We start from the raw sequence: 23,420 nt of genomic DNA, 5'->3' as shown, positions 1-23,420 counted from the left end.
GCCCCACCCCCGACCGAGGGCGCCGCATGACCACACCCCCGCCCACCAGGCTCCACACCCCCCGCAACCACCCACACACGGCCGCCAAAGCCCTGCCCACCGCCCCCGACACGAAGACAGCCCCGCCCGACCTCGACACGATCCGCCCGGCAGCCCGCTCCCACGGCACCGAAACCACAGCCGCCTTGACCGACCTCGCCCCACCCCCGACCGAACCCGCGCCCCTGCACAAGGAGGGCGCCGCATGACCACACCCCCGCTCACCAGGCTCCACACCCCCCGCAACCACCCACACACGGCCGCCAAAGCCCTGCCCACCGCCCCCGACACGAAGACAGCCCCGCCCGACCTCGGCACGATCCGCCCGGCAGCCCGCTCCCACGGCACCGAAACCACAGCCGCCTTGACCGACCTCGCCCCACCCCCGACCGAACCCGCGCCCCTGCACAAGGAGGGCGCCGCATGACCACACCCCCGCTCACCTGGCTCTACGCCCCCGGCGACCGGCCGCACGTGGTCGCCAAGGCCCTGGCCGCCGGTGCCGACGTCGTCGTCATCGACCTGGAGGACGCGGTCGGCCCGGATCGCAAGGAGTACGCCCGCGCGGCCACCGCCGAACTCCTCTCCGATGCGCAGCCGGTCCCGGTCCATGTCCGCGTGAACGCCCTGGACGGCCCGTTGGCGCCACGGGACCTGGAGGCGGTGGCCGGCCGGCCCGGTCTCTCGGGGCTGCGGCTGCCGAAGGTCTCCTCTCCGGAGCAGATCATCCGTACCGCGGAACGCTCCACCTCGGCTACCGGCGCGCCCGCTCTGTACGCCCTCCTGGAATCCGCCCTGGCCGTCGAGCACGCCCACGCCATCGCCTCCGCCCACCCGGCCCTGCGCGGCATCGCCCTCGGGGAGGCGGACCTACGGGCCGATCTGGGCGTGCGCGAGGACGCGGGCCTCGACTGGTGCCGCTCCCGGATCGTCGTCGCGGCCCGGGCGGCGGGCCTGCCCCCGGCACCGCAGTCGGTCCACCCGGACATCCGTGACCTGGAGGGCCTGGCGGCCTCCTGCGCTCACGGCCGCACCCTCGGCTTCCTGGGCCGCGCGGCCATCCACCCCCGCCAGCTCCCCATCATCGAACGGGCCTACCTCCCCACCGAGCGGGAGGTCGAGGAGGCCGAGACGATCGTCAAGGCGGCGATGACCGAGCAGGGCGCCCAGGCCCTGCCGGACGGGAGGTTCATCGACGCGGCGGTGGTGGCGGCAGCGCACCGCACGCTGTCCCTCGCCCGCCGCAACTGAAACGGGGGCGCCCGGACCTCGTGGCCCGGGCGCCCCCGTCGACGTACGACCGAACGGTCAGCTCTTCTTGGCCGACTCGGCGCTGTCCTTCGCGCTGTCCTCCGCCTCGGCCTCGGCGGCTTCGGGTTCTGCGGGTTCTTCGGGTTCCGCTGCGGAGCCCTCCGCGTCCGACTCCTTCGACGCCGAGGAGTCCGCCTCGTCCTTGTCGAGGGACACGGCGGCCTCGCCGTCGGCCTCGGCCGCTTCCTCCGCGGCACCCGGCTCGACCACTGCTTCCCTGCCGGGCCGCTTCTTCGCCGACACCACGATGTAGGCCACGGCGAGCAGGAACACGATCCCCGCGGTCCAGTCGTTGAGACGCAGGCCCAGGATGTGGTGGGCGTCGTCGACGCGCATGTACTCGATCCACGCCCGGCCCACGCAGTACGCGGCGACGTACAGCGCGAACGCCCGGCCGTGTCCCAGCTTGAAGCGGCGGTCGGCCCAGATCACGAGCAGCGCGACGCCGATGCACCACAGCGACTCGTAGAGGAACGTCGGCTGGTAGTACCCGGGCACCCGGCCGTCCGCGGAGGACGTGATGTGCAGCGCCCAGGGTACGTTCGTCTCCTTGCCGTAGAGCTCCTGGTTGAACCAGTTGCCCCAGCGGCCGATGGCCTGCGCGAAGGCGATGCCGGGTGCGACGGCGTCGGCGTACGCGGGCATCGGGATGCCCCGGCGGCGGCAGCCGATCCAGGCGCCGAGCGCACCGAGCGCGATCGCGCCCCAGATGCCGAGGCCGCCCTCCCACACCTTGAAGGCGTCCACCCAGTCGCGGCCCTTGCTGAAGTACAGCTCGTAGTCCGTGATCACGTGGTACAGGCGACCGCCGACCAGGCCGAAGGGCACCGCCCAGACAGCGATGTCGGCCACCGTGCCGGCCCGCCCGCCACGGGCGATCCAGCGCCTGTTGCCGAGCCAGACCGCGACGAAGACGCCGATGATGATGCAGAACGCGTAGCCGCGCAGCGGGATGGGGCCGAGATACAGCACCCCGCGCGACGGGCTCGGAATGTAGGCAAGTTCTTCCATGGCAGGGTCGACGCTACCGTGCCGGGCCGGGCCGACGGCAGGCAGCCCGGCTACGGGTCCATAACGGGCGGGCGTGAAACCCTTACCCCTTGTTCGCCGCCAGCACCATCTGCTTCAGCTTCGCCGGTGTCAGCGTCTGGTCCTGGTAGATGTTCTTTCCGTCGAGCAGCACGGTCGGTGTCCCGCTGAAACGGCCGGCCTTGAAGGCGGCGTTCGACTTGTCGACCCAGCTGTCGTGCCTGCCGTCGTTGACGCACGTGCGGAAGGCCGCCGTGTCGAGGCCGCCCACCTTGCGGGCCAGGTCGATCAGCTTGGCGTTGTTGGCGAAGGTGTCGACGGTCTCCTTGGGCTGGTTCTCGTAGAGCACGTCGTGGTAGTCGCGGAACTTTCCGGCGTTCTGCGCGCAGGCGGCGGCGTTGCCCGCGCGCAGCGAGCCGGTGCCGCCGAGGTTGCCGTCGATGAGCCGGACCAGGTGGTATTCGATTCTGAGCTTGCCGGAGTCGGTCAGCTCATGGAGTGTCGGGCGGTACACCGTCTCGAAGGCCTGGCAGGCCGGGCAGCGGAAGTCCTCCCAGATGGTGAGCGTCGGCTTGGCGGCGTCCTTTCCCACGGCGATCGCGAGGCCGTCCTTGCCCTGCGCCCCGGAAGGCGCCACGACCGGGCCCGAGCTCTTCTCCTTGTCCTTGCCCGCGTTGGCGGCGACCACCCCGATCACCGCCGCGAGGCCCAGGACGCAGACCACGCTCGCGCCCACGATCAGCGTCCGCCGTCGCTTCTCCGCGGCCTTCTGCTTCTCACGCTCGACCGCCAGCCGCTCCCGGGCGGTGCGCTTTCCGTCACGGTTCTTCTCGCTCACACCCCCAGAACGAAGCCGGGGAGGCGCAATGCGCCTCCCCGGCCCCAGATCCACTCGTTCGGAGGACCCGTATGAAATGAGCGGACCCATATGAGATGAACTGCCCGTCTACACCTGTCTGCGCACGCCCTTCGCGAGGTCACCGGCGAGCGAGCGGACGGCCTCGACACCGGCCGCGTCGTCCGGCGCGTCCAGCATCCGCTTGACGAAGGCCGAGCCGACGATCACGCCGTCGGCGAAGCCTGCCACCTCGGCGGCCTGCTCCGCGTTGGAGACCCCGAGCCCGACGCAGACGGGCAGGTCGGAGCCGGTGGCGCGGGTGCGCTCCACCAGGTCCTGGGCCTGCGCGCCCACCGACTCACGGGTGCCGGTGACGCCCATCAGCGAGGCGGCGTACACGAACCCGCTGCCCGCCGCGGTGATCTGCGCGAGCCGCGCGTCCTTGCTGCTGGGCGCGACCACGAAGACCGTGGCGAGCCCGTGCTTCTCGGCGTGCTCCCTCCACAGGGCCGACTCCTGCACCGGCAGGTCGGGCAGGATGCAGCCCGCGCCGCCGGCCTCGGCGAGCTCGGCGGTGAAGCGCTCGACGCCGTAGCGGTCGATCGGGTTCCAGTACGTCATCACGAGCACCGGCTTCCCGGTGGCCGTGTGCGCCTCGCGGACCGTGCGCATGACGTCGGCGATCTTGACTCCGCCGCGCAGGGCGATGTCGTCCGCGGTCTGGATGACGGGACCGTCGAGGACGGGGTCGCTGTGCGGCAGCCCGACCTCGACGACGTCCGCACCACCGTCGAAGACGGCCTTGATCGCCTCGATGCCGCCGTCCACGGTCGGGAACCCGGCCGGGAGGTAGGCGATGAGTGCGGCGCGCCCCTCCGCCTTCGCGGCGGCGAGGGTGTCCGTCAGCAGCTGGCCCTTTTCACTGTTCAATGCAGCGCCGCTCACTTGGCGTCCCCCTCGATCTCCGCGACGTCGGCTTCGTTGGCGGCGACCTCGGCGTCGGTGTCGTACAGGCCGAAGTAACGGGCGGCCGTGTCCATGTCCTTGTCGCCGCGGCCGGACAGGTTGACGACGATCAGGCCGTCCTTGCCCAGCTCCCTGCCGACCTCCAGGGCGCCGGCCAGCGCGTGCGCGCTCTCGATGGCCGGGATGATGCCCTCGGTGCGCGACAGCAGGCGCAGGGCCTGCATCGCCGCGTCGTCGGTGACCGCGCGGTACTCGCCGCGGCCGCTGTCCTTGAGGTAGGAGTGCTCGGGGCCGATGCCCGGGTAGTCCAGACCGGCCGAGATCGAGTACGGCTCGGTGATCTGGCCCTCCTCGTCCTGCAGGACGTAGGAACGGGAGCCGTGCAGGATGCCGGGCTCGCCCGCGGTCAGCGTCGCCGCGTGCTCGCCGGTCTCCACGCCGTGGCCGGCCGGCTCGCAGCCGATGAGGCGCACGGACGCGTCCGGGATGAAGGCGTGGAAGAGGCCGATGGCGTTGGAGCCGCCGCCGACGCAGGCGATGGCCGCGTCGGGCAGGCGTCCGGCCTGTTCGAGGAGCTGGCGGCGGGCCTCGACGCCGATCACGCGGTGGAAGTCGCGGACCATGGCCGGGAAGGGGTGCGGGCCGGCGACCGTACCGAACAGGTAGTGGGTGTGGTCGACGTTGGCGACCCAGTCGCGGAAGGCCTCGTTGATGGCGTCCTTGAGCGTACGGCTGCCGGACTTCACGGCGACGACCTCGGCACCGAGCATGCGCATCCGGGCCACGTTCAGGGCCTGGCGCTTGGTGTCGATCTCACCCATGTAGATCGTGCACTCGAGACCGAACAGCGCGCAGGCGGTCGCCGTGGCGACGCCGTGCTGGCCGGCGCCGGTCTCGGCGATGACGCGGGTCTTGCCCATGCGCCGAGTGAGCAGGGCCTGGCCCAGCACGTTGTTGATCTTGTGGGAGCCGGTGTGGTTGAGGTCCTCGCGCTTGAGGAACACCCGGGCGCCACCCGCTTCCGCGGCGAAACGGGGGACCTCGGTGAGGGAGCTGGGGCGGCCGGTGTAGTGGACCAGCAGGTCGTCGAGCTCGCGGGCGAACTCGGGGTCGTGCTTGGCCTTGTCGTACTCGACGGCCACCTCGTCCACGGCGGCGACGAGGGCCTCCGGGATGAACTTGCCGCCGAATGCGCCGAAGTAGCCTTCGGGCGTGGGGACTTGACCCTCCGGGTCGGGAATGAAGAAGTCGCTGGGCATGCGGAAACCTCACGGTGAGTGTTTGAAAGGACACTAATCGCCGTGGGGCGGGGGGTTTGTCAATCGACCGCGAGCCCGTTGAGGCTGATCGCGCCCGCGCGGCGGTAGCCGCAAGTCAAACTTAGCCCCGCGCCCCTGAAAGGCCGCTGCCATCGACGGCCGTTGACCTGCCCGGGTTCGTCCCCGATGACGTATCGCACCCTGCGGCCGTGCACCCGGCGCGCGGGCGCGCGGCAACCACGCGGGCGGCAGCCGCGCGCGAGGCGGGCATACCGGTCCAGGGTCGTCGCAGTGAGAGTCATCGGCGTCAGCCTAGCGGGTGATCAGCCCCGGCCGTGCCGGAGAGCCGGATGTTCGCCCGCCGCCACCAGGTCGGACACCGCCGACTTCGGGTCCTTGCCGGTGACCAGGGACTCGCCGACCAGGACCGCGTCGGCGCCGGCGTTGGCGTAGGCGATGAGGTCGTGGGGGCCGCGGACGCCGGACTCGGCGATCTTGACGATGCCGTCGGGGATCTCGGGGGCGACGCGCTCGAAGGTGCCGCGGTCGACCTCGAGGGTCTTGAGGTTGCGGGCGTTGATGCCGATGACCTTGGCGCCCGCGTCCACCGCGCGCTCGACCTCGTCCTCGTCGTGGACCTCGACCAGGGGGGTGAGGCCGATGGAGACCGCGCGCTCGATCAGCGACTCCAGCGCCGGCTGGTCGAGGGCGGCAACGATCAGCAGTGCGAGGTCGGCGCCGTACGCGCGGGCCTCCCACAGCTGGTACGAGGTGACGATGAAGTCCTTGCGCAGGACCGGGATGTCCACGCGGGCGCGGACCGCCTCCAGGTCGGCCAGCGAGCCGCCGAAGCGGCGCTGCTCGGTCAGCACGGAGATGACGGCGGCGCCGCCCGCCTCGTAGTCCGCGGCGAGGCCGGCCGGGTCGGCGATCGCGGCCAGGGCGCCCTTGGAGGGGCTGGAGCGCTTGACCTCGCAGATGACCTTCACACCGTCGCCGCGCAGGGCGGCCAGGCCGTCCTTGGCCGCGGGAGCCTTCGCCGCGCGCTCCTTGAGCTCGTCGAGGCTGACGCGCGCCTGCCGCTCCGCGAGGTCGGCACGGACTCCGTCGATGATCTCGTCGAGCACACTCACGCGAGCGGCCCCCTTCCAGACGGTTGACTGTTCAAGCTATTGAGCCAAGCTGACCCCTGGGGAAAAACAGATGGTCACTGCGATGGTATCCGCAGGGAGGGGCAGGCCTCACATCCGGTTGACGCCGGTCCCAGTACCTGGACATTCGCCCATTGATCAAGGATGTAGCCAGCCACCGAACGGCAGGTTCCGGACAACCGTGAAGACCAGCGACAACGTCCCCAGGACCCACAGCTGCCGGCTCCCGAGCTCGACACGGAACGGCCGGCCGCGCACCGCGCGCACCACCCATACGGTCCACAGCACGGCGAAGCCCAGATAGCCGACGACCGCGAGGGCGTTGTCCTGGAGTGCCGCGAGGAAGTCCCCGTGGATGAAGGAGTGCGCGCTGCGCAGGCCGCCGCAGCCGGGGCAGTAGAGGCCGGTCAGCCGGTAGAGGGGGCAGACGGGGTAGTGGCCGGGCTGGTACGGGTCGACCGCTCCCACGTACGCGAAGGCACCGGCGACGGCCGCCAGCACCCCCGCGGGGACGGCGAGCCGCGCCGCCACCGTGGATTCGGTCTCGGACGGCGTCACGGGCCGGCTCTCGGCGTTCACGTCTCGCATTGTCCCCCCGGGTGGGCGCCACGCACGCGTGAGGGGCGATCCGGTGCCGGATCGCCCCTCAGCGGCAGTCGTGCGTCAGTCAGCTCTTCGCGCCCGCGGCGGCCTGGCTCTGCTCGAGCGCGTCCTGGAACGTCTGGTGCGCGTCCTTGGGCTGGCCCATGCCCATCGCGCTCATGATCCAGCCGACGATGCCGCCGACGACCACGATCGCCATGCCGGCCCAGAAGCCCACGGGCTGAGCCATCACCATGAAGGCACCCGAGACGCAGAAACCGATGAAGGCGATCGTGACACCGGTCCAGGCGGCCGGGGTGTGACCGTGGCTGCTGCCCGCCATGACTTGCTCCTCGCTGATGTTTACGTGTCTGAGCCGGACGCTCACGGACATTGTCCCGTACGCGCGCATGCGGGACGCCCGCGGGGTCGCCCCCAGCGCGTCGACGCCGGAGAGGGCAGCCACCCCTGAGGGAGCGGGGCGGTGTTGATGTGCGGCTCCGCCGCGGGGCGCTACGCGCCGGTCGGGTCCTCGCCCCGGTCGAGGGCCTTCCACAGGTCCTCGGGGCGGTCGGGATCCACCGTCGCTGCTTGACGGCGGGGTCGGGGCGCGCCGTCGCGTTCGTAGCGGCCGGACATCGCGGGCCAGTTCCGGCCGTAGCGCAGGGCGAGCAGGCCCGCGACGAGGAGCAGGGCGCCGCCCACGGCAGCGACGTACGGCCAGGCGGTGTGAGTGAGGGCGTCCACGGTGGCCGAGGTGTCGCCGGCGGCCTGCGCGGCCTTCTCGTCGAGCGCGGAGCTGTCGGAGACGCCCAGCAGGGCCGCGGCGATGGTGCCGGCGCCGGAGAGCGTCAGCAGGGCCGAGACCAGCAGGCGGCCCGCCTTGCGGACGGCGAAGACGGCGACGAGCGCGGCGAGGCCCACTATGGCGAGCGCCGCGGGTACGCCCGTGACGTCGCTGCCCTTGGCGGTCAGGGGGAAGGCGCCGCCGGCCACCGTCGCGGTCCCCTCCGACCAGCGCTGACGGGTGGCCAGCAGCGCCACGGCCGCGCCGAGCGCACCGCACAGCAGGGCAAGGGCGAGACTCCGGCGACCGGACCGCGCGGGTCCGTCGGCTTCGGAACGGGGGTGAGGAGCAGCAGTCACGTACTCCACTATCGCCCGAACCCCGGGCGAACCGTCACCCGGGGTTCACGTGAGAAGCACCCCACTTGTCGCCGGAAGGGTCCTACTTGCCCAGCCGGTTGGCCGTGTGGACGGCCCGCAGCACGGCCGCGGCCTTGTTGCGGCACTCCTGGTCCTCGGCGACCGGGTCGGAGTCGGCGACGATGCCGGCGCCCGCCTGGACGTACGCCGTGCCGCCCCGCAGCAGGGCCGTGCGGATGGCGATGGCGGTGTCGGAGTCGCCCGCGAAGTCGAGGTAGCCGACGCAGCCGCCGTACAACCCGCGCCGGGACGGCTCGAGTTCGTCGATGATCTGCATCGCCCGGGGCTTGGGGGCGCCGGAGAGGGTGCCGGCCGGGAAGCAGGCGGTCAGGACGTCGAAGGCGGTGCGGCCCTCGGCGACCTTTCCGGTGACCGTCGAGACGATGTGCATCACGTGCGAGTAGCGCTCGACGGACATGAAGTCCACGACCTCCACCGAGCCCGGTTCGCAGACCCGTCCGAGGTCGTTGCGCCCCAGGTCGACGAGCATGAGGTGCTCCGCGCGCTCCTTGGGGTCGGCGAGCAGCTCGTCGCCGAGGGCCTGGTCCTCCTGCGGGGTGGCCCCGCGGTGCCGCGTCCCGGCGATGGGGTGGACCATCGCATGCCCGCCTTCGACCTTGACCAGGGCTTCGGGGGACGAGCCGACGACGTCGAAGCCGTCGAAGCGGAACAGGTACATGTACGGCGAGGGGTTGGTCGCGCGCAGCACGCGGTAGACGTCCAAGGCGCTGGCCGTGCACGGCGTTTCGAAGCGCTGCGAGGGGACGACCTGGAAGGCCTCCCCGGCCCGGATGCGCTCCTTGATGTCCTCGACGGCCTCCTGGAAGTCGGGGCCGCCCCACAGGGCGGTGTACTCGGGGAGCTCGGAGGGCGGGAGCACGGCGGGCGGCTGGGCGACCGCGCGCGAGAGGTCGGCCTCCATGGCGTCGAGGCGGGCGACCGCGTCCGCGTAGGCCTCGTCGACGCCGGTGTCGAGGTCGTTGTGGTTGATCGCGTTGGCGATCAGCAGGACCGAGCCCTCCCAGTGGTCCATGACGGCGAGGTCGCTGGTGAGGAGCATGGTCAGCTCGGGCAGCCGGAGATCGTCCCGCTCCCCCGGGCCGATCTTCTCCAGGCGGCGCACGATGTCGTAGCCGAGATAGCCGACCATGCCGCCGGTGAAGGGCGGCAGGCCCTCCTGGTGCGGGGTGTGCAGGGCCTCGATGGTGGCGCGCAGTGCGACCAGCGGATCACCGTCGACGGGGACGCCGACGGGCGGGGCGCCGAGCCAGTGGGCCTGCCCGTCGCGTGCCGTCAGTGTCCCGGCGGACCGGACACCGACGAAGGAGTAACGGGACCAGGAGCGCCCGTTCTCCGCGGACTCCAGCAGGAAGGTGCCGGGGCGCTCGGCGGCCAGCTTGCGGTAGAGCGCGACCGGCGTGTCGCCGTCGGCGAGGAGCTTGCGCGTGACCGGGATGACGCGCCGGTCGGTGGCCAGCTTGCGGAAGGTCTCTAGGTCCATGCCGGCAGACCTTACTGATCCGTGGACGGTTCGCCGGAACCGGCGCCGTCCTTGAGGAGCACGTCGGCGTCGAAACAGGTGCGGGCGCCGGTGTGGCAGGCGGCGCCGACCTGGTCGACCTTGACCAGCACGGTGTCGGCGTCACAGTCGAGGGCGACCGACCTGACCCACTGGAAGTGGCCGGAGGTGTCACCCTTCACCCAGTACTCCTGGCGGCTGCGCGACCAGTACGTGCAGCGGCCGGTGGTGAGGGTGCGGTGCAGCGCCTCGTCGTCCATCCAGCCGAGCATGAGCACCTCACCGGTGTCGTACTGCTGGGCGATGGCGGGGACGAGCCCGTCGGCGCTGCGCTTGAGGCGCGCGGCGATCTCCGGGTCGAGGCTGCTGGGGGGTGGCGTGCTGGTCATGGGTGCCATTGTGCCGCGCGCCACTGACAGTGACGGAGCGGTGTCCACTGATTGGAAAAGGCGGCGCGAAGCACGTCGGTGAGGGGTGGTGGCCGGAGACCGGGTGGGCGGACCCGGAGGGTGGTCGTAGGCTGACTCCATGTCGACTTTCGCCAAGCGTGAACGACTTCTCCTGGCCGACCTGTTGGAGGCGGAGGGCCCGGACGCCCCGACCCTCTGCGAGGGCTGGCGGACCCGTGACCTCGCCGCGCACGTGGTGGTGCGCGAACGCCGCCCCGATGCCGCAGGCGGCATGCTGATCAAGCAGCTCGCGCCGCGCCTGGAGCGGGTGATGGCGGAGTTCACCGCCAAGCCGTACGAGGAGCTGATCCAGCTCATCCGCACCGGCCCGCCGCGCTTCTCGCCGTTCCAGCTCAAGCAGGTCGACGAGCTGTCGAACACCGTCGAGTTCTACGTCCACACGGAGGACGTCCGCCGTGCACAGCCGGACTGGGCGCCGCGCGAGCTGGACCAGGTCTTCCAGGACACCCTGTGGTCCCGCCTCGAACGCACGGCCCGTCTGATGGGCCGCAGCGCCCCGACGGGCCTGGTACTGCGCCGCCCCGACGGCCAGACGGCGGTCGCCCACCGCGGCACCCCCGTGGTCACGGTGACCGGCGAGCCGTCGGAGCTGCTGCTCTTCTCCTACGGCCGCCAGAACGCCGCCGAGGTGGAACTGGACGGCGACAAGGACGCGGTCGCAAAGCTGCACGAGGCGAAGCAGCTGGGGATCTGAAGCACCTTGGCGGCCGCGGTCAGCGGGGCAGTTCGGCGCGGCGCAGGGCGGGGACGCACAGGGCTACGACTCCGGCGAGCCCGCACACGGCCGCACTGGCGACGAAGACCGGGGCGATGCCCAAGGCGCCGGTCACCGCGGCGAACAGCGGCATGGTCAGCGGGGCGATGCCGAGGCTGACCAGGCCGGTGACCGCGGTGACCCGGCCGAGGTAGGCCGGGTCGGCCTGGGTCTGCAACAGGGCACCGCACAGGGACCCGCTGAGGCCGGCGAGCAGGCCGATGAGAAGAGCCACCCCGACGGCCTCGACGACGTGCGGGACATACGCCAGGGCGCCGATGGCAGCGCTTGCCGCGAAAGCTGTGTACGCGATGACGTGCCCGGCGTACGGCAGGCGCCCCCGCACCGTCAGCAGCAGCGAGGCGGCCCCCGCGCCGATGCCGAACCCGGCGACCACCCAGCCCATGCCGGAGGCACCCCACCCGCGCTCGTCGGCCAGCAGGGTCACGCCGACGTTGAGCGGCCCGACGAAGCCGAGGTCACCAAGGGCGATGGCCAGCGTCAGCGGGGCGAGGACACGGTGGCGACGGATGTAGCCCAGCCCGTCGCACAGGTCCCGCCAGGCGGTCCGACGTGCACCGACCTGGTCGTCCGGAGGCAGCTCCCGTATGCGTACGGAGATCAGGAGCGGTATCGACACCGCGATCAGCAGCCCGGCCAGCCCGAACGCGGCGGCCGCACCTCCCATCGCCGCCCCCAGGCCGCCGAGCGGCGCGCCGACGACGTAACCGAAGCGGATCGCGAGCCCCCGCATGCCCTGGACGCGCGTCAACTGGCCCCGGCTGGTGATGCGCGGTGGCAGGGCGCCCACGGCGGGCAGGAACACGGCGTCGACGGTGCCGAAGACCACGGCGAGAACGGCAAGCGGCCACAGACCGGGGCTGGTGACGAACAGCAGGGCAGCCACGGCCAGCACGGCCGTGCAGCGCACTGCGTCGCTGCCGATGACGACCTTCCGCGGCCCGAACCGGTCGGCGATCACTCCTCCACCCAGCATCAGCAGGGCCCTGGGTACGGCGCTCGCTGCCATGACCATGCCTGCTTGCGAGGGCGATCCCGTCTGTACGGCGGCCCAGGACAGGGCCACGTAGTAGACGGTGTCGCCGACCATCGACGAGGTGTAGGCGGCAAGCCAGCGCAGGACGTTGGGGTCGCGGTGTGCGGGCGGCTGAGCCGTGACCGTGGCCGTGCCGTCGAGAGCGGTGGTCATGCGGGAGGTCCTCTCAGAGACGGAATCAGAGACGGAAGGGGAAGCCGTACGTGTGCACCGCGACGTTCTCGCGGCCTTCCGTGTCGCCTGCGGCGTCGGCCGCGCGGCCGTGCTCCTCATAGCGGCGGACCAGGGCGCTCATCTCCTTGGCCAGCTCGGCCAGTTCGTCCGAAGTGAGCCGCAGCAGCCACTCGGAGTCGTCGGACGCCGTCGTCCACGCGTCGCTCCAGTGGGCCCGTTCGTCGAGGTAGCGGCGGTACATGTCGGCGCGCTGCTCGAAGAAGAGCCTGCTGGCCGCGGTGTGGGCGGCGGCCTTCTCGGGGGCGTCCCGGAAGTCCTCGTCGTGAATGCTCAGGCCGTCGGAGGCGGGCTGCCACCACCGCTCGCGCCCGTCCCCGCTCCGCGGCTCGGCCTCCTCGATCAGCCCGTGGTCGGCGAGTTTTCTCAGGTGATAGCTGACCAGCGCAACGGCCTCGTCGACCTGCTCGGCAAGCTGGGACGCGGTCGCCGCCCGCACAACGATCAGCCGTCGGTACAACTGCGCCCGCAACGGATGTGCGAGGGCCTTGAGCGTGCCCACGTCCGTGATGCGGCGGTCCTTCTTCCTGTCTGCCATGCCCCCACGCTAGATGCGAAAGAAATATTGCACAATATATTTTGCGCAACTTCTCTTTTCTATCTGCAGACGGAAAAGCCCCGGCCGCCGTCAGGCAACCGGGGCCAGGACTGCTAACGGACGGGGTGCCCCGCCTCCCGCAGCGTCTGCTTCACCTCTCCGATCCGCAGATCTCCGAAGTGGAACACCGACGCCGCCAGCACGGCGTCCGCGCCCGCCTCGATCGCCGGCGGGAAGTCGGCCAGCCTGCCCGCGCCGCCCGACGCGATCACCGGGACGGTGACGTGCTTGCGGACCGCCGCGATCATCTCCAGGTCGTAGCCGTCCTTCGTGCCGTCCGCGTCCATCGAGTTGAGCAGGATCTCGCCCGCGCCCAGCTCGGCGGCCCGGTGCGCCCACTCGACGGCGTCGATGCCGGTACCGCGACGGCCGCCGTGGGTGGTGACCTCGAAGGTGCCCTCGGGAGTGCGACGCGCGTCCACCGACAGGACCAGCACCTGGCGGCCGAAGCGCTCCGCGATCTCGCGGATCAGGTCGGGGCGGGCGATCGCGGCGGTGTTGACGCCCACCTTGTCGGCACCGGCCCGCAGCAGCTTGTCCACGTCCTCGGCCGTGCGGACGCCGCCGCCGACCGTGAGCGGTATGAACACCTGCTCGGCCGTACGGCGGACCACGTCGTACGTCGTCTCGCGGTTGCCCGAGGACGCGGTGATGTCCAGGAACGTCAGTTCGTCGGCGCCCTCGGCGTCGTAGACCTTGGCCATCTCGACGGGGTCGCCCGCGTCGCGCAGGTTCTGGAAGTTGACGCCCTTGACGACCCGGCCGTTGTCCACGTCCAGGCAGGGGATGACTCGGACCGCCAGGGTCATGAATCCACGGCTCCTCTGTATGCCTTTAGCCTCGGAAGGCTTCCAGTTCCACTTCGACCAGGATGCGCGGGTCCACGAAACCCTCCACCACGAGGAGGGTCGAGACCGGACGCACCGTGTCGAACAGTTCCTTGTGGGCCCGGCCCACGGCGTCCACGTCCCGCGCATGGGTCAGGTACAGGCGCGTGCGGATCACGGACTCGATGCCGAGCCCGAGCTCACCGATCGCCTCGATCGCGCTGGTGAAGGCCACCTTGGCCTGCTCGTACGGGTCGCCCTCCCCGTACAGCACGCTGCCCTTGAAGGACGTCGTGCCCGCCACCAGCACACGGTCGCCCGCCGCGACGGCGCGTGCAAAACCGAAGGACTCTTCCCAGGGACTTGCGCTCTGCACTCGTCGTACGGCTTCGGACGTCATCGCACTGTGTCCGTTTTCAAGACGTAGCCTCCAAGGCCTCTTCCAGGGTGAACGCCTTCGCGTACAGGGCCTTCCCGACGATGGAGCCCTCGACACCGAGGGGTACCAGTTCGGCGATGGCACGGAGGTCGTCCAGGGACGACACGCCGCCGGACGCCACGACCGGGCGGTCGGTCGCCGCGCAGACGTTCCTCAGCAGCTCCAGGTTGGGGCCCTGGAGAGTGCCGTCCTTGGCGATGTCCGTCACCACGTACCGCGCGCAGCCCTCCTTGTTGAGGCGCTCCAGCGTCTCGTAGAGGTCGCCGCCGTCGCGGGTCCAGCCGCGGCCGCGCAGCGTCGTGCCGCGCACGTCCAGGCCCACCGCGATCTTGTCGCCGTGCTCGGCGATGACCTTGGCGACCCACTCCGGGGTCTCCAGGGCGGCCGTGCCGAGGTTCACCCGGGTGCAGCCGGTGGCCAGGGCGGCGGCCAGCGAGGCGTCGTCGCGGATGCCGCCGGACAGCTCCACCTTGATGTCCATCGCCTTCGCGACCTCTGCGATCAGCTCGCGGTTGTCGCCGGTGCCGAACGCGGCGTCCAGGTCGACCAGGTGCAGCCACTCGGCGCCCGACCGCTGCCAGGCGAGGGCGGCCTCCAACGGGGAGCCGTACGAGGTCTCCGTGCCGGACTCGCCGTGCACGAGGCGTACGGCCTGGCCGTCGCGGACGTCGACGGCGGGGAGGAGTTCGAGCTTGCTCACAGTGTTCCGATCCAGTTGGTGAGGAGCTGGGCTCCGGCGTCGCCGGACTTCTCGGGGTGGAACTGGGTGGCCCACAGGGCGCCGTTCTCGACGGCCGCCACGAAGGGCTTGCCGTGCGTCGACCAGGTCACCTTGGGGGCGAGCATCGTCGGGTTGTGCGTCTCCAGCGCCCAGTCGTGGACGGCGTAGGAGTGCACGAAGTAGAAGCGCGCGTCGGCGTCCAGGCCGGCGAAGAGCTCGGAGTCGGCGGGCGCCTCGACGGTGTTCCAGCCCATGTGGGGCACGATCTCGGCCTGCAGCGGCTCGACCGAGCCGGGCCACTCGTCGAGGCCCTCGGTCTCCACGCCGTGCTCGATGCCCCGCGCGAACAGGATCTGCATACCGACGCAGATGCCCATGACCGGACGGCCGCCGGACAGCCGCCGGTCGACGATCCAGTCGCCGCGCGCCTCCTTCAGGCCCTGCATACAGGCGGCGAAGGCGCCGACGCCCGGCACCAGCAGGCCGTCGGCGTTCATGGCCTTGTCGAAGTCACGCGTGATCTCGACGTCCGCACCGGTGCGCGCGAGGGCACGCTCGGCGGAGCGGACGTTCCCGAAGCCGTAGTCGAAGACCACGACCTTCTTGGAGTTGCTCAATTCCACACCTCCAGCCTCAGGACACCCGCGACCAGACACATCGCGGCGCTGACCGACAGCAGCACTATCAGGCTCTTCGGCATCTGCTGCTTGACGAAGGAGATGATGCCGCCGACCAGGAAGAGGCCGACGACGATCAGGACCGTGGAGAGGCCGTTCACAGCGCGCCCTTCGTGGACGGGAGGATGCCGGCCGCGCGCGGGTCGCGCTCACTCGCGTACCTGAGCGCCCGCGCGAGGGCCTTGAACTGGCACTCCACGATGTGGTGCGCGTTGCGCCCGTACGGCACGTGCACGTGCAGCGCGATCTGGGCCTGGGCGACGAAGGACTCCAGGATGTGCCGGGTCATCGTGGTGTCGTACTCGCCGATCATCGGCGCCATGTTCTCGGGCTCGGTGTGCACGAGGTACGGGCGGCCGGACAGGTCGACGGTCACCTGGGCGAGCGACTCGTCCAGGGGCACCGTGCAGTTGCCGAACCGGTAGATCCCCACCTTGTCGCCCAGCGCCTGCTTGAAGGCGGCGCCCAGCGCGAGGGCGGTGTCCTCGATGGTGTGGTGGGAGTCGATGTGCAGGTCGCCCTCGGTCTTCACGGTGAGGTCGAACAGACCGTGCCGGCCGAGCTGGTCGAGCATGTGGTCGTAGAAGCCGACCCCTGTCGACACATCGACCTTGCCGCTGCCGTCGAGGTCTATCTCGACGAGCACCGAGGTCTCCTTGGTAACCCGCTCCACGCGTCCTACCCGGCTCATGCGCTGTGCTCCTTCTTCAGTTCACGTACCGCGTCCAGGAACGCGTCGTTCTCCTTGGGGGTTCCGGCGGACACCCGCAGCCACCCCGGGATGCCGTTGTCCCGGACCAGCACACCCCGGTCGAGGATCTTCTGCCAGGCGGTGTGGGAGTCCTCGAACCGCCCGAACTGCACGAAGTTCGCGTCGGACTCGACGACGTCGAAGCCGAGCGCGCGCAGCTCGCTCACCAGCCGGTCCCGCTCCGACTTCAGCTGCTCGACGTACTTCAGCAGCGTGTCGGTGTGCTCCAGGGCGGCCAGCGCGGTCGCCTGGGTGACCGCCGAGAGGTGGTACGGCAGCCGGACCAGCTGGACGGCGTCGACGACGGCCGGGTGCGCGGCGAGATAGCCGAGGCGCAGACCGGCCGCGCCGAAGGCCTTCGACATCGTCCGCGAGACGACGAGATGCGGCCGGCCTTCGATCAGCGGCAGCAGCGAGTCGCCGTGGCTGAACTCGATGTACGCCTCGTCCACGATCACCACGGACGGCTTCGCCGCCTGCGCGGCCTCGTACAGCGCGAGGACCGTCTCGCGGGGAACCGCGTTGCCCGTGGGGTTGTTGGGGGTGGTGATGAAGACGACGTCCGGCCTGTTCTCGGCGATCCAGCGCTCGGCGGCCGGGAGGTCGATGGTGAAGTCCGCGCCCCGCGGGCCCGAGATCCAGCCGGTGCCGGTGCCGCGCGCGATGAGCGCGTGCATCGAGTACGACGGCTCGAAGCCGATCGCGGTACGGCCCGGTCCGCCGAAGGTCTGCAACAGCTGCTGGATGACCTCGTTGGAGCCGTTGGCGGCCCAGACGTTGGCCGGGCCGACCTGGTGGCCGGAGGTGTCCGTCAGGTACTTGGCGAGCTGGGTGCGCAGCTCGACGGCGTCGCGGTCCGGGTAGCGGTTGAGGTCACGGGCGGCCTCGCGGACGCGCTCCGCGATGCGCTCGACCAGCGGCTCGGGCAGCGGATAGGGGTTCTCGTTGGTGTTCAGCCGTACGGGGACGTCCAACTGGGGCGCGCCGTAAGGGGACTTGCCGCGCAGCTCGTCCCGTACGGGGAGATCGTCGATTCCGAAGTTCACTTGCTCGCCGGTACCTTCCACCCGAACCGTGCCTTGATCGCCGCGCCGTGCGCGGGCAGGTCCTCAGCCTCCGCCAGCGTGACCACGTGGTGCGCGACCTCGGCCAGCGCGTCCTTCGTGTAGTCGACGATGTGGATGCCGCGCAGGAAGGACTGGACCGACAGGCCCGAGGAGTGGCAGGCGCAACCCCCGGTGGGGAGCACGTGGTTGGAGCCGGCCGCGTAGTCGCCGAGGGAGACCGGCGCCCAGGGGCCGATGAAGATCGCGCCGGCGTTCTTCACCCGGTCGGCCACGGCGGCGGCGTCCGCCGTCTGGATCTCCAGGTGCTCGGCGCCGTAGGCGTCGACGACCCTGAGGCCCTCGTCGATGCCGTCGACGAGGACGATCGCGGACTGCCGGCCCTGCAGAGCAGGCACGATCCGGTCCTCGATGTGCCTGGTGGCCGCGACCTGCGGCTCCAGCTCCTTCTCGACCGCGTCGGCGAGTGCCACGGAGTCGGTGACCAGGACGGCGGCGGCCAGCGGGTCGTGCTCGGCCTGGCTGATCAGGTCGGAGGCGACGTGCACCGGGTCGGCCGTGTCGTCCGCGAGGACCGCGATCTCGGTGGGGCCGGCCTCGGCGTCGATGCCGATCTTGCCGGTGAAGTAGCGCTTGGCTGCGGCGACCCAGATGTTGCCGGGGCCTGTGACCATGTTGGCGGGCGCGCAGGACTCGGTGCCGTGCGCGAACATCGCGACGGCGGTCGCGCCACCGGCCGCGTACACCTCGTCGACGCCCAGCAGGGCGCAGGCGGCGAGGATCGTCGGGTGCGGCAGCCCACCGAACTCGGCCTGGGCGGGCGAGGCGAGGGCGATGGACTCGACGCCGGCCTCCTGCGCCGGGACGACGTTCATGACCACGGAGGACGGGTAGACCGAGCGGCCGCCCGGCGCGTACAGCCCGACGCGCTCCACCGGCACCCACTTCTCGGTGACCGAACCGCCCGGCACGACCTGGGTCGTGTGGGTCGTACGGCGCTGCTCGCGGTGGACGAGGCGGGCGCGCCGGATGGACTCCTCCAGGGCCGCGCGGACCGCCGGGTCGAGCTCCTCCAACGCGCGCGTGAGCGCCTCGGCAGGCACCCGGACCTGGTCCAGCCTGACCCCGTCGAACTTCTCGGCGAAGTCGATCAGCGCCGCGTCGCCCCGATGATGCACGGCTTCGCAGATCGGACGCACCTTCTCCAGGGCGGCCTGAACGTCGAAGTCGGCTCGGGGCAGCAGGTCGCGCAGGGCGGGGCCCTCGGGGAGGGCGTCGCCGCGCAGATCGATTCGGGAGATCACGTGCCCAATTCTCTCAGACCGGGGTTCGGCGCCGTCCGCGCGTTCCAATGGCTGATACAGAACCCCGGCGGAACCCGGAAGATCGCCTTCACGTCTAGCGTTCGGGGCGTCACACAGCGGGCATGAACGGTTGTGCGACCGCTACGAGGGACCAGGGGGATGGAAGCGCAGTGACCGAAGGGGCCGGCTTTCGCGCCGGAGACCTGCCGGACGATCTGACCGCCGCCGAGGCCGGCATGTGGCAGGCCTTCCGCAACGGCAGTGTGTACGACCTGAGCAGCGGGGACTCCGTTGCCGATGATCCGCACGGCGGGCACCCCTGGGGGCCCGAGCGGACCGTGCGGGCGCGCATCGTGTGCTGGCTGCTGCTGGACGGCCCGCCCGCGCTCGCGGGCCGGGTGTCCTCGCTGAAGCTGCGCGGGGTGCAGATCAGCGGCTCCCTGGACCTGGCGGGCGGCGTGGTGGTGCCGTACGTCGAGATGCGCGGCTGCCGCTTCGAGCGGGACGTGCTGCTGCCGGAGGCCCACTTCACGACCATGCGGATGGTGGACTGCTCGGTGCCCCGCCTGGAGGCCGCCCGGGTGCGCACCGAGGGCGATCTGCACCTCCCGCGCTGCCGCTTCCTCAACGGTATCCGGCTGACCGACGCGCACATCGGTACGGATCTGCTGCTCAACCAGGCGATCGTCCACCGCGACCGCAGCGGCCGTTCGATCGCCGGCGACGGCATGATGGTCGGCCAGGACCTGCAGGCCGAGCTGCTGGAGTCGCACGGCGAGCTGAGCCTGCGCAGCGCGAAGATCGGCGTGTCGCTGAGCCTGCGCGGCGCCCGGCTGGCCAACGCGTACGGCCGGCTCGCACTGAACGCGCCCCAGCTGAGCGTCGGACGCACGCTGTATCTGACGCCCGCGGGTGTCGGCGCCGCCATGCTGAGCGGTGCGACGCCCGCGCGCGGGACGCGGATCCAGCGTTTCGAGTGCCAGGGCGGGGTGCGCCTGGACGACGGGCGTTTCGAGGACGCGGTCGACCTGGAGCGGGCCCGGTTCACCTTCACCGACGACCAGGAGCTGTCCCTGCGCCGGGTGCAGACCCCCGAGCTGCGCTTCCTCGGGGAGCGGCCGCAGCGCGGCAAGGTCGTGCTCTCGGGCGCGCGGGTGGTCAACCTGGTCGACCGGGCGAGCGCCTGGCCCGGTCCCGGCAACCTGCACATGGGCGGATTCCAGTACGAGAACCTGGTGCCGCAGGGCCCTTTCCCGCTGACCGAGCGGCTGGACTGGGTGACGGCCGCGACCGCCGAGTACAACCCGGAGCCGTACGAGCGGCTCGCCTCCGTACTGCGGGCCGGCGGCGAGGACGAGGACGCGCGCGAGGTGCTCCTCGCCAAGCAGCGCCGGCGCCGCGAGAGCCTGCCGATCGCCGCCAAGCTGTGGGGATACGCGCAGGACTGGACGGTGGCCTACGGGTACCGGCCGGGCCGGGCCGCCGTATGGATGGCGGTGCTGTGGGCGGCGGGCTCGCTGGCCTTCGCGCATGCGAGCCATCCACCGCTGCAGCCGGGGGCCCACCCGCCGTGGAACCCGGCCCTGTTCGCGCTGGACCTGCTGCTCCCCGTCATCGACCTGGGCCAGGTCGGCGTCTGGCAGCTGAGCGGCGGCTGGCAGTGGCTGGCGGCGGCGATGATCATGCTCGGCTGGATCCTGGCGACGACGGTGGCCGCGGGGGCGACGCGGCTGCTGAGACGGAACTGAAGTCCTGGGAACACCTGCGTTTCACACACGGCAACCCAACAGGTGGCGAACAGTCACCCTTTACCTGCACTTGACCGATCGGCGTACAACTTTCCACGACTTGTCCGGGGGCTCTGGCGCCGGGCTCACCAGCGGCCTTTCAATGGTCGACACCATGGCTCTGCTGCATCCGTTCAGCCGCGCGGCCCGGACTTCCCGGACCGCTGCGCGCCCCGCCGCCGGACTCCCCGCCGACGGCCTCCGCGCCGCCGGACTCCCCGCCGACGACGAGGTGCTGCTCGACGTGCCCGACGACCGCCTCGGCTCCGCTCTGGTCGCGGCGGCGGGCGGCGAACACGGCCCCGCCTCCGCGCTGCTCGCCGACACGCGCACGCGCGGCGACTGGGAGACCCGTGACCGGTACACGAGACGTCTCGCGGCCTTCGCGCACGCCCGCCCGGAATGGCTGGGGGCGTGGTCCACCGCCACCCCGCACGACCCGGACGTGCTGTTGATCACGGCCCAGCTCGCGGTGGACGACGCCTGGCGCTCCCCTGCACGCGCGGAGCTGCTGCGCGAGGTCAGCCCTCTGATCACGGCTGCCGCGCGCGGCGACGACCACGACCCCGTGCCCTGGCGGCTCGCGCTGGACCATGCGCGCGGCAGCGCCGCGGGTCCCAAGTACTTCGGCGAGCTGTGGGAGGCGGCACTGCGCCGGGCTCCGCACCACTACGGCTGCCATGTGGCGGCCCTGCGCTATCTGGCCGCCTCCTGGCAGGGCTCCCACCGCGAGTGCTTCGACTTCGCGGACCTGGCGGCGCAGGACGCCCCGGCCGATTCCCTCATCCAGGCGCTGCCGTCGCGGGCGGCCTTCACCTGTCTGACGGACGGCGTGGGCGCCGAGGTGCCGCGTGCACGGCTGGACGCGGCGGCCGACCGGGCGATCGCCTTCTCCGCCCGCTTCCCGGCGGCCGACCCGTGGCCGGCCGAGATCCGCAACAAGCTGATGTACGTCCTCGTACGCCTGGACCGCTGGCAGGAGGCGCTCACCGAACTGCACCGGATCGGCCCGTACGCCACGTCCTTCCCGTGGGGCCGGTTGTCGGACGATCCGCTGGCGCTCTTCCTGAAGGTGCGCGGCGAGATCCTCGCCCGTACGGCGGGCCTCATGCCCTCGCCCCGGCATCCACGGAGTGGGCGCGCCGGACGCGCCCGCTCCGCCGACCACTAGGCTCTTGCGTCGTGACCACCGTCCGTCTCCCGCTCTTCCCTCTGAACTCGGTGCTGTTCCCGGGGCTGGTACTGCCCCTGAACGTCTTCGAGGAGCGCTATCGCGCCATGATGCGCGACCTGCTCAAGACACCCGAGGACGAACCGCGCCGGTTCGCCGTCGTGGCGATCCGCGACGGCCACGAGGTGGCGCCGAGCGCCCCCGGCATGCCGGACCCCACGGCCCTGCCCGACCTCGGGCCCGCGGCCGGCTTCGGCGCCGACCCGGCGAAGTCGTTCCACTCGACGGGCTGCGTCGCGGACGCGGCGACCATCCGCGAACGCGAGGACGGCACCTTCGAGGTCCTGGCGACGGGTACGACCCGGGCCCGCCTGGTGTCCGTGGACGCGTCGGGCCCTTTCCTGACGGCGGACCTGGAAGAGCTCCCGGAGGAACCGGGCGAGGAGGCGGGCGCGCTGGCCGAAGGCGTGCTGCGGGCATTCCGCCAGTACCAGAAACGCCTGGCGGGCGCGCGCGAACGGTCCCTGACGACCGGCGCCGACCTCCCGGACGAACCGTCCGTGGTCTCCTACCTGGTGGCGGCGGCGATGATGCTGGACACCCCGACCAAGCAGCGCCTGCTCCAGGCCCCGGACACCGCGTCCCGGCTGCGCGACGAGCTGAAACTCCTTCGCTCCGAGACCGCGATCATCCGTAACCTGCCGTCACTGCCGGCGTCGGACCTGACGCGCGGCCGCACAAGCCTCAACTGAAATCACCACATCAGTCACCGCGAAGGCCGGGATGGCGAAGAAGCCGAAGAAGAACCAGCAGCAGGGCGGCACCCCCGCGACGGTCGCCCTGACGTCGGCCGGGGTGCCGTACACGGTCCACTCCTACGACCACGACCCGTCCCACCCCTCCTACGGCGAGGAGGCAGCGGAGGCGATGGGCGTGTCCCCGGACCGCGTCTTCAAGACCCTGGTCGCGGACGTGGACGGCGCCCTGACGGTGGCCGTGGTGCCCGTGGCGGGCCAGCTGGACCTCAAGGCCCTGGCCTCGGCGGTCGGCGGGAAACGGGCCGCGATGGCGGACCCCGCCCTCGCCGAACGCACCACGGGCTACGTCCGCGGTGGCATCTCCCCCCTGGGCCAGCGCAGGAAGCTCCCCACGGTCCTGGACGCCTCGGCCGCAGCCCACGCCACGATCTGCATCTCGGCGGGCCGCCGCGGCCTGGAGGTGGAACTCTCCCCCGAGGACCTGACCAAGCTGACGGAAGCGGTGGTGGCCCCCATCGGCCGTGCGTGACCCCTCGACGGCTGTCCCGCCTTCGACTAAGTACGAGGGACATGTCGAAGAAAACCCGCAAACGCAAGTGGCGCCTGAAGAAAGGCCGCTCCAACCACGGCCATCGCCCCGCGTAGGAAACCGGCCGGGTTTGATCTTTTCAGTCCGTCCGGCGCCTGAGGCGCCAGCCGGGGGTTTGATCTTTTCAGCCCGGCCAGCGTCTGAAGCGCCGGCCGGGGGTTTGATCTTTTCAGCCGCCAGCGTCTGAAGCGCCGGCCCGGGTTTGATCTTTTCAGCCCGTCCGGCGTTTGAGGACGAGGCCGTTCAGGCCGAAGCGGGGGTCTGGGGGCGGCAGCCCCCAGGTACGGGACGGGTAGGGGCGGCGGGGGCGATAGAAAATCGG

29 protein-coding genes are annotated in these 23,420 nt (G+C 71.4%); 8 read left to right on the top strand and 21 right to left on the bottom strand.

What is annotated here, in order from left to right:
* Positions 1–26: 26 nt before the first annotated feature.
* The 3 genes from ACWC1K_RS44605 to ACWC1K_RS44595 are packed head-to-tail and all read left to right on the top strand — an operon-like array spanning position 27 to position 1,290.
* A complete protein-coding gene (locus ACWC1K_RS44605; RefSeq protein WP_450839275.1) occupies positions 27–248 on the top strand; it encodes a hypothetical protein in 222 nt (73 codons plus the stop codon).
* The gene (locus ACWC1K_RS44600) at positions 245–466 is read left to right on the top strand and encodes a hypothetical protein (RefSeq protein WP_450839274.1); all 222 of its coding nucleotides are present in this window, start codon (positions 245–247) and stop codon (positions 464–466) included. Before ACWC1K_RS44605 ends, ACWC1K_RS44600 begins: the two co-directional genes overlap by 4 nt.
* The gene (locus ACWC1K_RS44595) at positions 463–1,290 is read left to right on the top strand and encodes an HpcH/HpaI aldolase/citrate lyase family protein (protein WP_450839272.1); all 828 of its coding nucleotides are present in this window, start codon (positions 463–465) and stop codon (positions 1,288–1,290) included. Before ACWC1K_RS44600 ends, ACWC1K_RS44595 begins: the two co-directional genes overlap by 4 nt.
* Positions 1,291–1,347: 57 nt before the next feature.
* Here ACWC1K_RS44595 and lgt read toward each other — a convergent pair whose 3' ends face one another.
* From lgt to hisI, 11 genes are all read right to left on the bottom strand, one after another.
* A complete protein-coding gene (gene lgt, locus ACWC1K_RS44590) occupies positions 1,348–2,361 on the bottom strand; it encodes a prolipoprotein diacylglyceryl transferase (RefSeq protein WP_450839270.1) in 1,014 nt (337 codons plus the stop codon).
* Positions 2,362–2,443: 82 nt separating this feature from the next.
* Positions 2,444–3,217, bottom strand: a complete 774-nt coding sequence (locus ACWC1K_RS44585) for a DsbA family protein (protein ID WP_450839268.1) — start codon at positions 3,215–3,217, stop codon at positions 2,444–2,446.
* Between the two features lie 108 nt (positions 3,218–3,325).
* A complete protein-coding gene (gene trpA / locus ACWC1K_RS44580) occupies positions 3,326–4,147 on the bottom strand; it encodes a tryptophan synthase subunit alpha (RefSeq protein ID WP_450839266.1) in 822 nt (273 codons plus the stop codon).
* Between the two features lie 11 nt (positions 4,148–4,158).
* A complete protein-coding gene (gene trpB / locus ACWC1K_RS44575; RefSeq protein WP_450839264.1) occupies positions 4,159–5,442 on the bottom strand; it encodes a tryptophan synthase subunit beta in 1,284 nt (427 codons plus the stop codon).
* Between the two features lie 59 nt (positions 5,443–5,501).
* Positions 5,502–5,744, bottom strand: coding sequence for a tryptophan biosynthesis modulator TrpM (trpM, locus tag ACWC1K_RS44570; RefSeq protein ID WP_450839262.1), 243 nt, complete (start codon positions 5,742–5,744; stop codon positions 5,502–5,504).
* 21 nt (positions 5,745–5,765) lie between these two features.
* Positions 5,766–6,575, bottom strand: coding sequence for an indole-3-glycerol phosphate synthase TrpC (trpC, locus tag ACWC1K_RS44565; protein WP_389086361.1), 810 nt, complete (start codon positions 6,573–6,575; stop codon positions 5,766–5,768).
* A gap of 156 nt (positions 6,576–6,731) precedes the next feature.
* Positions 6,732–7,181 (bottom strand): DUF2752 domain-containing protein, encoded by a 450-nt coding sequence (locus ACWC1K_RS44560; RefSeq protein WP_450839260.1) that lies wholly within the window; start codon positions 7,179–7,181, stop codon positions 6,732–6,734.
* 79 nt (positions 7,182–7,260) lie between these two features.
* Positions 7,261–7,518, bottom strand: coding sequence for an HGxxPAAW family protein (locus tag ACWC1K_RS44555; RefSeq protein WP_450839258.1), 258 nt, complete (start codon positions 7,516–7,518; stop codon positions 7,261–7,263).
* A gap of 170 nt (positions 7,519–7,688) precedes the next feature.
* Positions 7,689–8,330 (bottom strand): TIGR02234 family membrane protein, encoded by a 642-nt coding sequence (locus ACWC1K_RS44550; RefSeq protein ID WP_450839257.1) that lies wholly within the window; start codon positions 8,328–8,330, stop codon positions 7,689–7,691.
* Between the two features lie 73 nt (positions 8,331–8,403).
* Positions 8,404–9,882, bottom strand: a complete 1,479-nt coding sequence (locus tag ACWC1K_RS44545) for an anthranilate synthase component I (protein WP_450839256.1) — start codon at positions 9,880–9,882, stop codon at positions 8,404–8,406.
* An 11-nt stretch (positions 9,883–9,893) separates the two neighbouring features.
* Positions 9,894–10,289 (bottom strand): phosphoribosyl-AMP cyclohydrolase, encoded by a 396-nt coding sequence (gene hisI / locus ACWC1K_RS44540; RefSeq protein WP_450839255.1) that lies wholly within the window; start codon positions 10,287–10,289, stop codon positions 9,894–9,896.
* Positions 10,290–10,428: 139 nt separating this feature from the next.
* Between hisI and ACWC1K_RS44535 the strand changes: the two genes are divergently transcribed.
* Positions 10,429–11,064 carry a TIGR03085 family metal-binding protein gene (locus ACWC1K_RS44535; protein WP_450839254.1) on the top strand — a complete coding sequence of 212 codons (636 nt, stop codon included), beginning with the start codon at positions 10,429–10,431 and terminating at the stop codon, positions 11,062–11,064.
* Between the two features lie 19 nt (positions 11,065–11,083).
* On the opposite strand, the gene ACWC1K_RS44530 is transcribed toward ACWC1K_RS44535, so the two are convergent.
* The 10 genes from ACWC1K_RS44530 to hisD form a co-directional block, all read right to left on the bottom strand.
* A complete protein-coding gene (locus ACWC1K_RS44530) occupies positions 11,084–12,334 on the bottom strand; it encodes an MFS transporter (protein ID WP_450839253.1) in 1,251 nt (416 codons plus the stop codon).
* Between the two features lie 25 nt (positions 12,335–12,359).
* Positions 12,360–12,950 (bottom strand): ArsR/SmtB family transcription factor, encoded by a 591-nt coding sequence (locus ACWC1K_RS44525; RefSeq protein ID WP_450839252.1) that lies wholly within the window; start codon positions 12,948–12,950, stop codon positions 12,360–12,362.
* A gap of 113 nt (positions 12,951–13,063) precedes the next feature.
* Positions 13,064–13,819 carry an imidazole glycerol phosphate synthase subunit HisF gene (gene hisF, locus ACWC1K_RS44520; RefSeq protein ID WP_389183628.1) on the bottom strand — a complete coding sequence of 252 codons (756 nt, stop codon included), beginning with the start codon at positions 13,817–13,819 and terminating at the stop codon, positions 13,064–13,066.
* Positions 13,820–13,844: 25 nt separating this feature from the next.
* Positions 13,845–14,237: a RidA family protein gene (locus ACWC1K_RS44515; RefSeq protein ID WP_450839251.1), complete on the bottom strand. Its 393-nt coding sequence runs from the start codon at positions 14,235–14,237 to the stop codon at positions 13,845–13,847.
* Positions 14,238–14,253: 16 nt separating this feature from the next.
* Positions 14,254–14,976 carry a bifunctional 1-(5-phosphoribosyl)-5-((5-phosphoribosylamino)methylideneamino)imidazole-4-carboxamide isomerase/phosphoribosylanthranilate isomerase PriA gene (gene priA / locus ACWC1K_RS44510; RefSeq protein ID WP_450839250.1) on the bottom strand — a complete coding sequence of 241 codons (723 nt, stop codon included), beginning with the start codon at positions 14,974–14,976 and terminating at the stop codon, positions 14,254–14,256.
* Positions 14,973–15,614, bottom strand: a complete 642-nt coding sequence (gene hisH / locus ACWC1K_RS44505; protein ID WP_450839248.1) for an imidazole glycerol phosphate synthase subunit HisH — start codon at positions 15,612–15,614, stop codon at positions 14,973–14,975. The genes priA and hisH overlap by 4 nt, the downstream gene beginning before the upstream one ends.
* On the bottom strand, positions 15,611–15,775 hold the full coding sequence (locus ACWC1K_RS44500; protein WP_030932891.1) for a hypothetical protein: 165 nt from the start codon (positions 15,773–15,775) through the stop codon (positions 15,611–15,613). Before ACWC1K_RS44500 ends, hisH begins: the two co-directional genes overlap by 4 nt.
* A complete protein-coding gene (gene hisB, locus ACWC1K_RS44495) occupies positions 15,772–16,365 on the bottom strand; it encodes an imidazoleglycerol-phosphate dehydratase HisB (protein ID WP_030932889.1) in 594 nt (197 codons plus the stop codon). Before hisB ends, ACWC1K_RS44500 begins: the two co-directional genes overlap by 4 nt.
* Positions 16,362–17,471: a histidinol-phosphate transaminase gene (locus ACWC1K_RS44490; protein WP_450839247.1), complete on the bottom strand. Its 1,110-nt coding sequence runs from the start codon at positions 17,469–17,471 to the stop codon at positions 16,362–16,364. Before ACWC1K_RS44490 ends, hisB begins: the two co-directional genes overlap by 4 nt.
* Positions 17,468–18,793 carry a histidinol dehydrogenase gene (gene hisD / locus ACWC1K_RS44485; RefSeq protein WP_450839246.1) on the bottom strand — a complete coding sequence of 442 codons (1,326 nt, stop codon included), beginning with the start codon at positions 18,791–18,793 and terminating at the stop codon, positions 17,468–17,470. The genes ACWC1K_RS44490 and hisD overlap by 4 nt, the downstream gene beginning before the upstream one ends.
* A 170-nt stretch (positions 18,794–18,963) precedes the next feature.
* Between hisD and ACWC1K_RS44480 the strand changes: the two genes are divergently transcribed.
* The 4 genes from ACWC1K_RS44480 to ybaK all read left to right on the top strand — a co-directional run bounded on the left by ACWC1K_RS44480 (position 18,964) and on the right by ybaK (position 23,038).
* Complete coding sequence (locus tag ACWC1K_RS44480; protein WP_450839245.1) at positions 18,964–20,541, top strand: oxidoreductase; 1,578 nt, start codon at positions 18,964–18,966, stop codon at positions 20,539–20,541.
* A gap of 142 nt (positions 20,542–20,683) precedes the next feature.
* The gene (locus ACWC1K_RS44475; protein ID WP_450839243.1) at positions 20,684–21,751 is read left to right on the top strand and encodes a hypothetical protein; all 1,068 of its coding nucleotides are present in this window, start codon (positions 20,684–20,686) and stop codon (positions 21,749–21,751) included.
* An 11-nt stretch (positions 21,752–21,762) separates the two neighbouring features.
* Positions 21,763–22,503: an LON peptidase substrate-binding domain-containing protein gene (locus ACWC1K_RS44470; RefSeq protein WP_450839241.1), complete on the top strand. Its 741-nt coding sequence runs from the start codon at positions 21,763–21,765 to the stop codon at positions 22,501–22,503.
* Between the two features lie 31 nt (positions 22,504–22,534).
* Positions 22,535–23,038 (top strand): Cys-tRNA(Pro) deacylase, encoded by a 504-nt coding sequence (ybaK, locus tag ACWC1K_RS44465; protein WP_450839240.1) that lies wholly within the window; start codon positions 22,535–22,537, stop codon positions 23,036–23,038.
* The last annotated feature ends 382 nt before the right edge of the window (positions 23,039–23,420 follow it).

Source organism: Streptomyces sp. NPDC001492, from assembly GCF_053597275.1.
Note: the sequence above shows the minus strand (reverse complement) of the source record. Positions and strands in the feature narration are given on the sequence as shown.

What these genes read in the sequence shown, in the direction of transcription:
- ACWC1K_RS44605 (WP_450839275.1), top strand. Translation starts at nt 27, where the DNA reads ATGACCACACCCCCGCCCACCAGGCTCCACACCCCCCGCAACCACCCA.
- ACWC1K_RS44545 (WP_450839256.1), bottom strand. Translation starts at nt 9,882, where the DNA reads ATGGACCTAGAGACCTTCCGCAAGCTGGCCACCGACCGGCGCGTCATC.
- ACWC1K_RS44515 (WP_450839251.1), bottom strand. Translation starts at nt 14,237, where the DNA reads ATGACGTCCGAAGCCGTACGACGAGTGCAGAGCGCAAGTCCCTGGGAA.
- ACWC1K_RS44535 (WP_450839254.1), top strand. Translation starts at nt 10,429, where the DNA reads ATGTCGACTTTCGCCAAGCGTGAACGACTTCTCCTGGCCGACCTGTTG.
- ACWC1K_RS44525 (WP_450839252.1), bottom strand. Translation starts at nt 12,950, where the DNA reads ATGGCAGACAGGAAGAAGGACCGCCGCATCACGGACGTGGGCACGCTC.
- ybaK (WP_450839240.1), top strand. Translation starts at nt 22,535, where the DNA reads ATGGCGAAGAAGCCGAAGAAGAACCAGCAGCAGGGCGGCACCCCCGCG.
- ACWC1K_RS44600 (WP_450839274.1), top strand. Translation starts at nt 245, where the DNA reads ATGACCACACCCCCGCTCACCAGGCTCCACACCCCCCGCAACCACCCA.
- ACWC1K_RS44555 (WP_450839258.1), bottom strand. Translation starts at nt 7,518, where the DNA reads ATGGCGGGCAGCAGCCACGGTCACACCCCGGCCGCCTGGACCGGTGTC.
- ACWC1K_RS44595 (WP_450839272.1), top strand. Translation starts at nt 463, where the DNA reads ATGACCACACCCCCGCTCACCTGGCTCTACGCCCCCGGCGACCGGCCG.
- ACWC1K_RS44530 (WP_450839253.1), bottom strand. Translation starts at nt 12,334, where the DNA reads ATGACCACCGCTCTCGACGGCACGGCCACGGTCACGGCTCAGCCGCCC.
- ACWC1K_RS44475 (WP_450839243.1), top strand. Translation starts at nt 20,684, where the DNA reads ATGGTCGACACCATGGCTCTGCTGCATCCGTTCAGCCGCGCGGCCCGG.
- trpB (WP_450839264.1), bottom strand. Translation starts at nt 5,442, where the DNA reads ATGCCCAGCGACTTCTTCATTCCCGACCCGGAGGGTCAAGTCCCCACG.
- ACWC1K_RS44560 (WP_450839260.1), bottom strand. Translation starts at nt 7,181, where the DNA reads ATGCGAGACGTGAACGCCGAGAGCCGGCCCGTGACGCCGTCCGAGACC.
- lgt (WP_450839270.1), bottom strand. Translation starts at nt 2,361, where the DNA reads ATGGAAGAACTTGCCTACATTCCGAGCCCGTCGCGCGGGGTGCTGTAT.
- hisI (WP_450839255.1), bottom strand. Translation starts at nt 10,289, where the DNA reads ATGACCAGCACGCCACCCCCCAGCAGCCTCGACCCGGAGATCGCCGCG.
- hisB (WP_030932889.1), bottom strand. Translation starts at nt 16,365, where the DNA reads ATGAGCCGGGTAGGACGCGTGGAGCGGGTTACCAAGGAGACCTCGGTG.
- hisF (WP_389183628.1), bottom strand. Translation starts at nt 13,819, where the DNA reads ATGACCCTGGCGGTCCGAGTCATCCCCTGCCTGGACGTGGACAACGGC.
- trpM (WP_450839262.1), bottom strand. Translation starts at nt 5,744, where the DNA reads ATGACTCTCACTGCGACGACCCTGGACCGGTATGCCCGCCTCGCGCGC.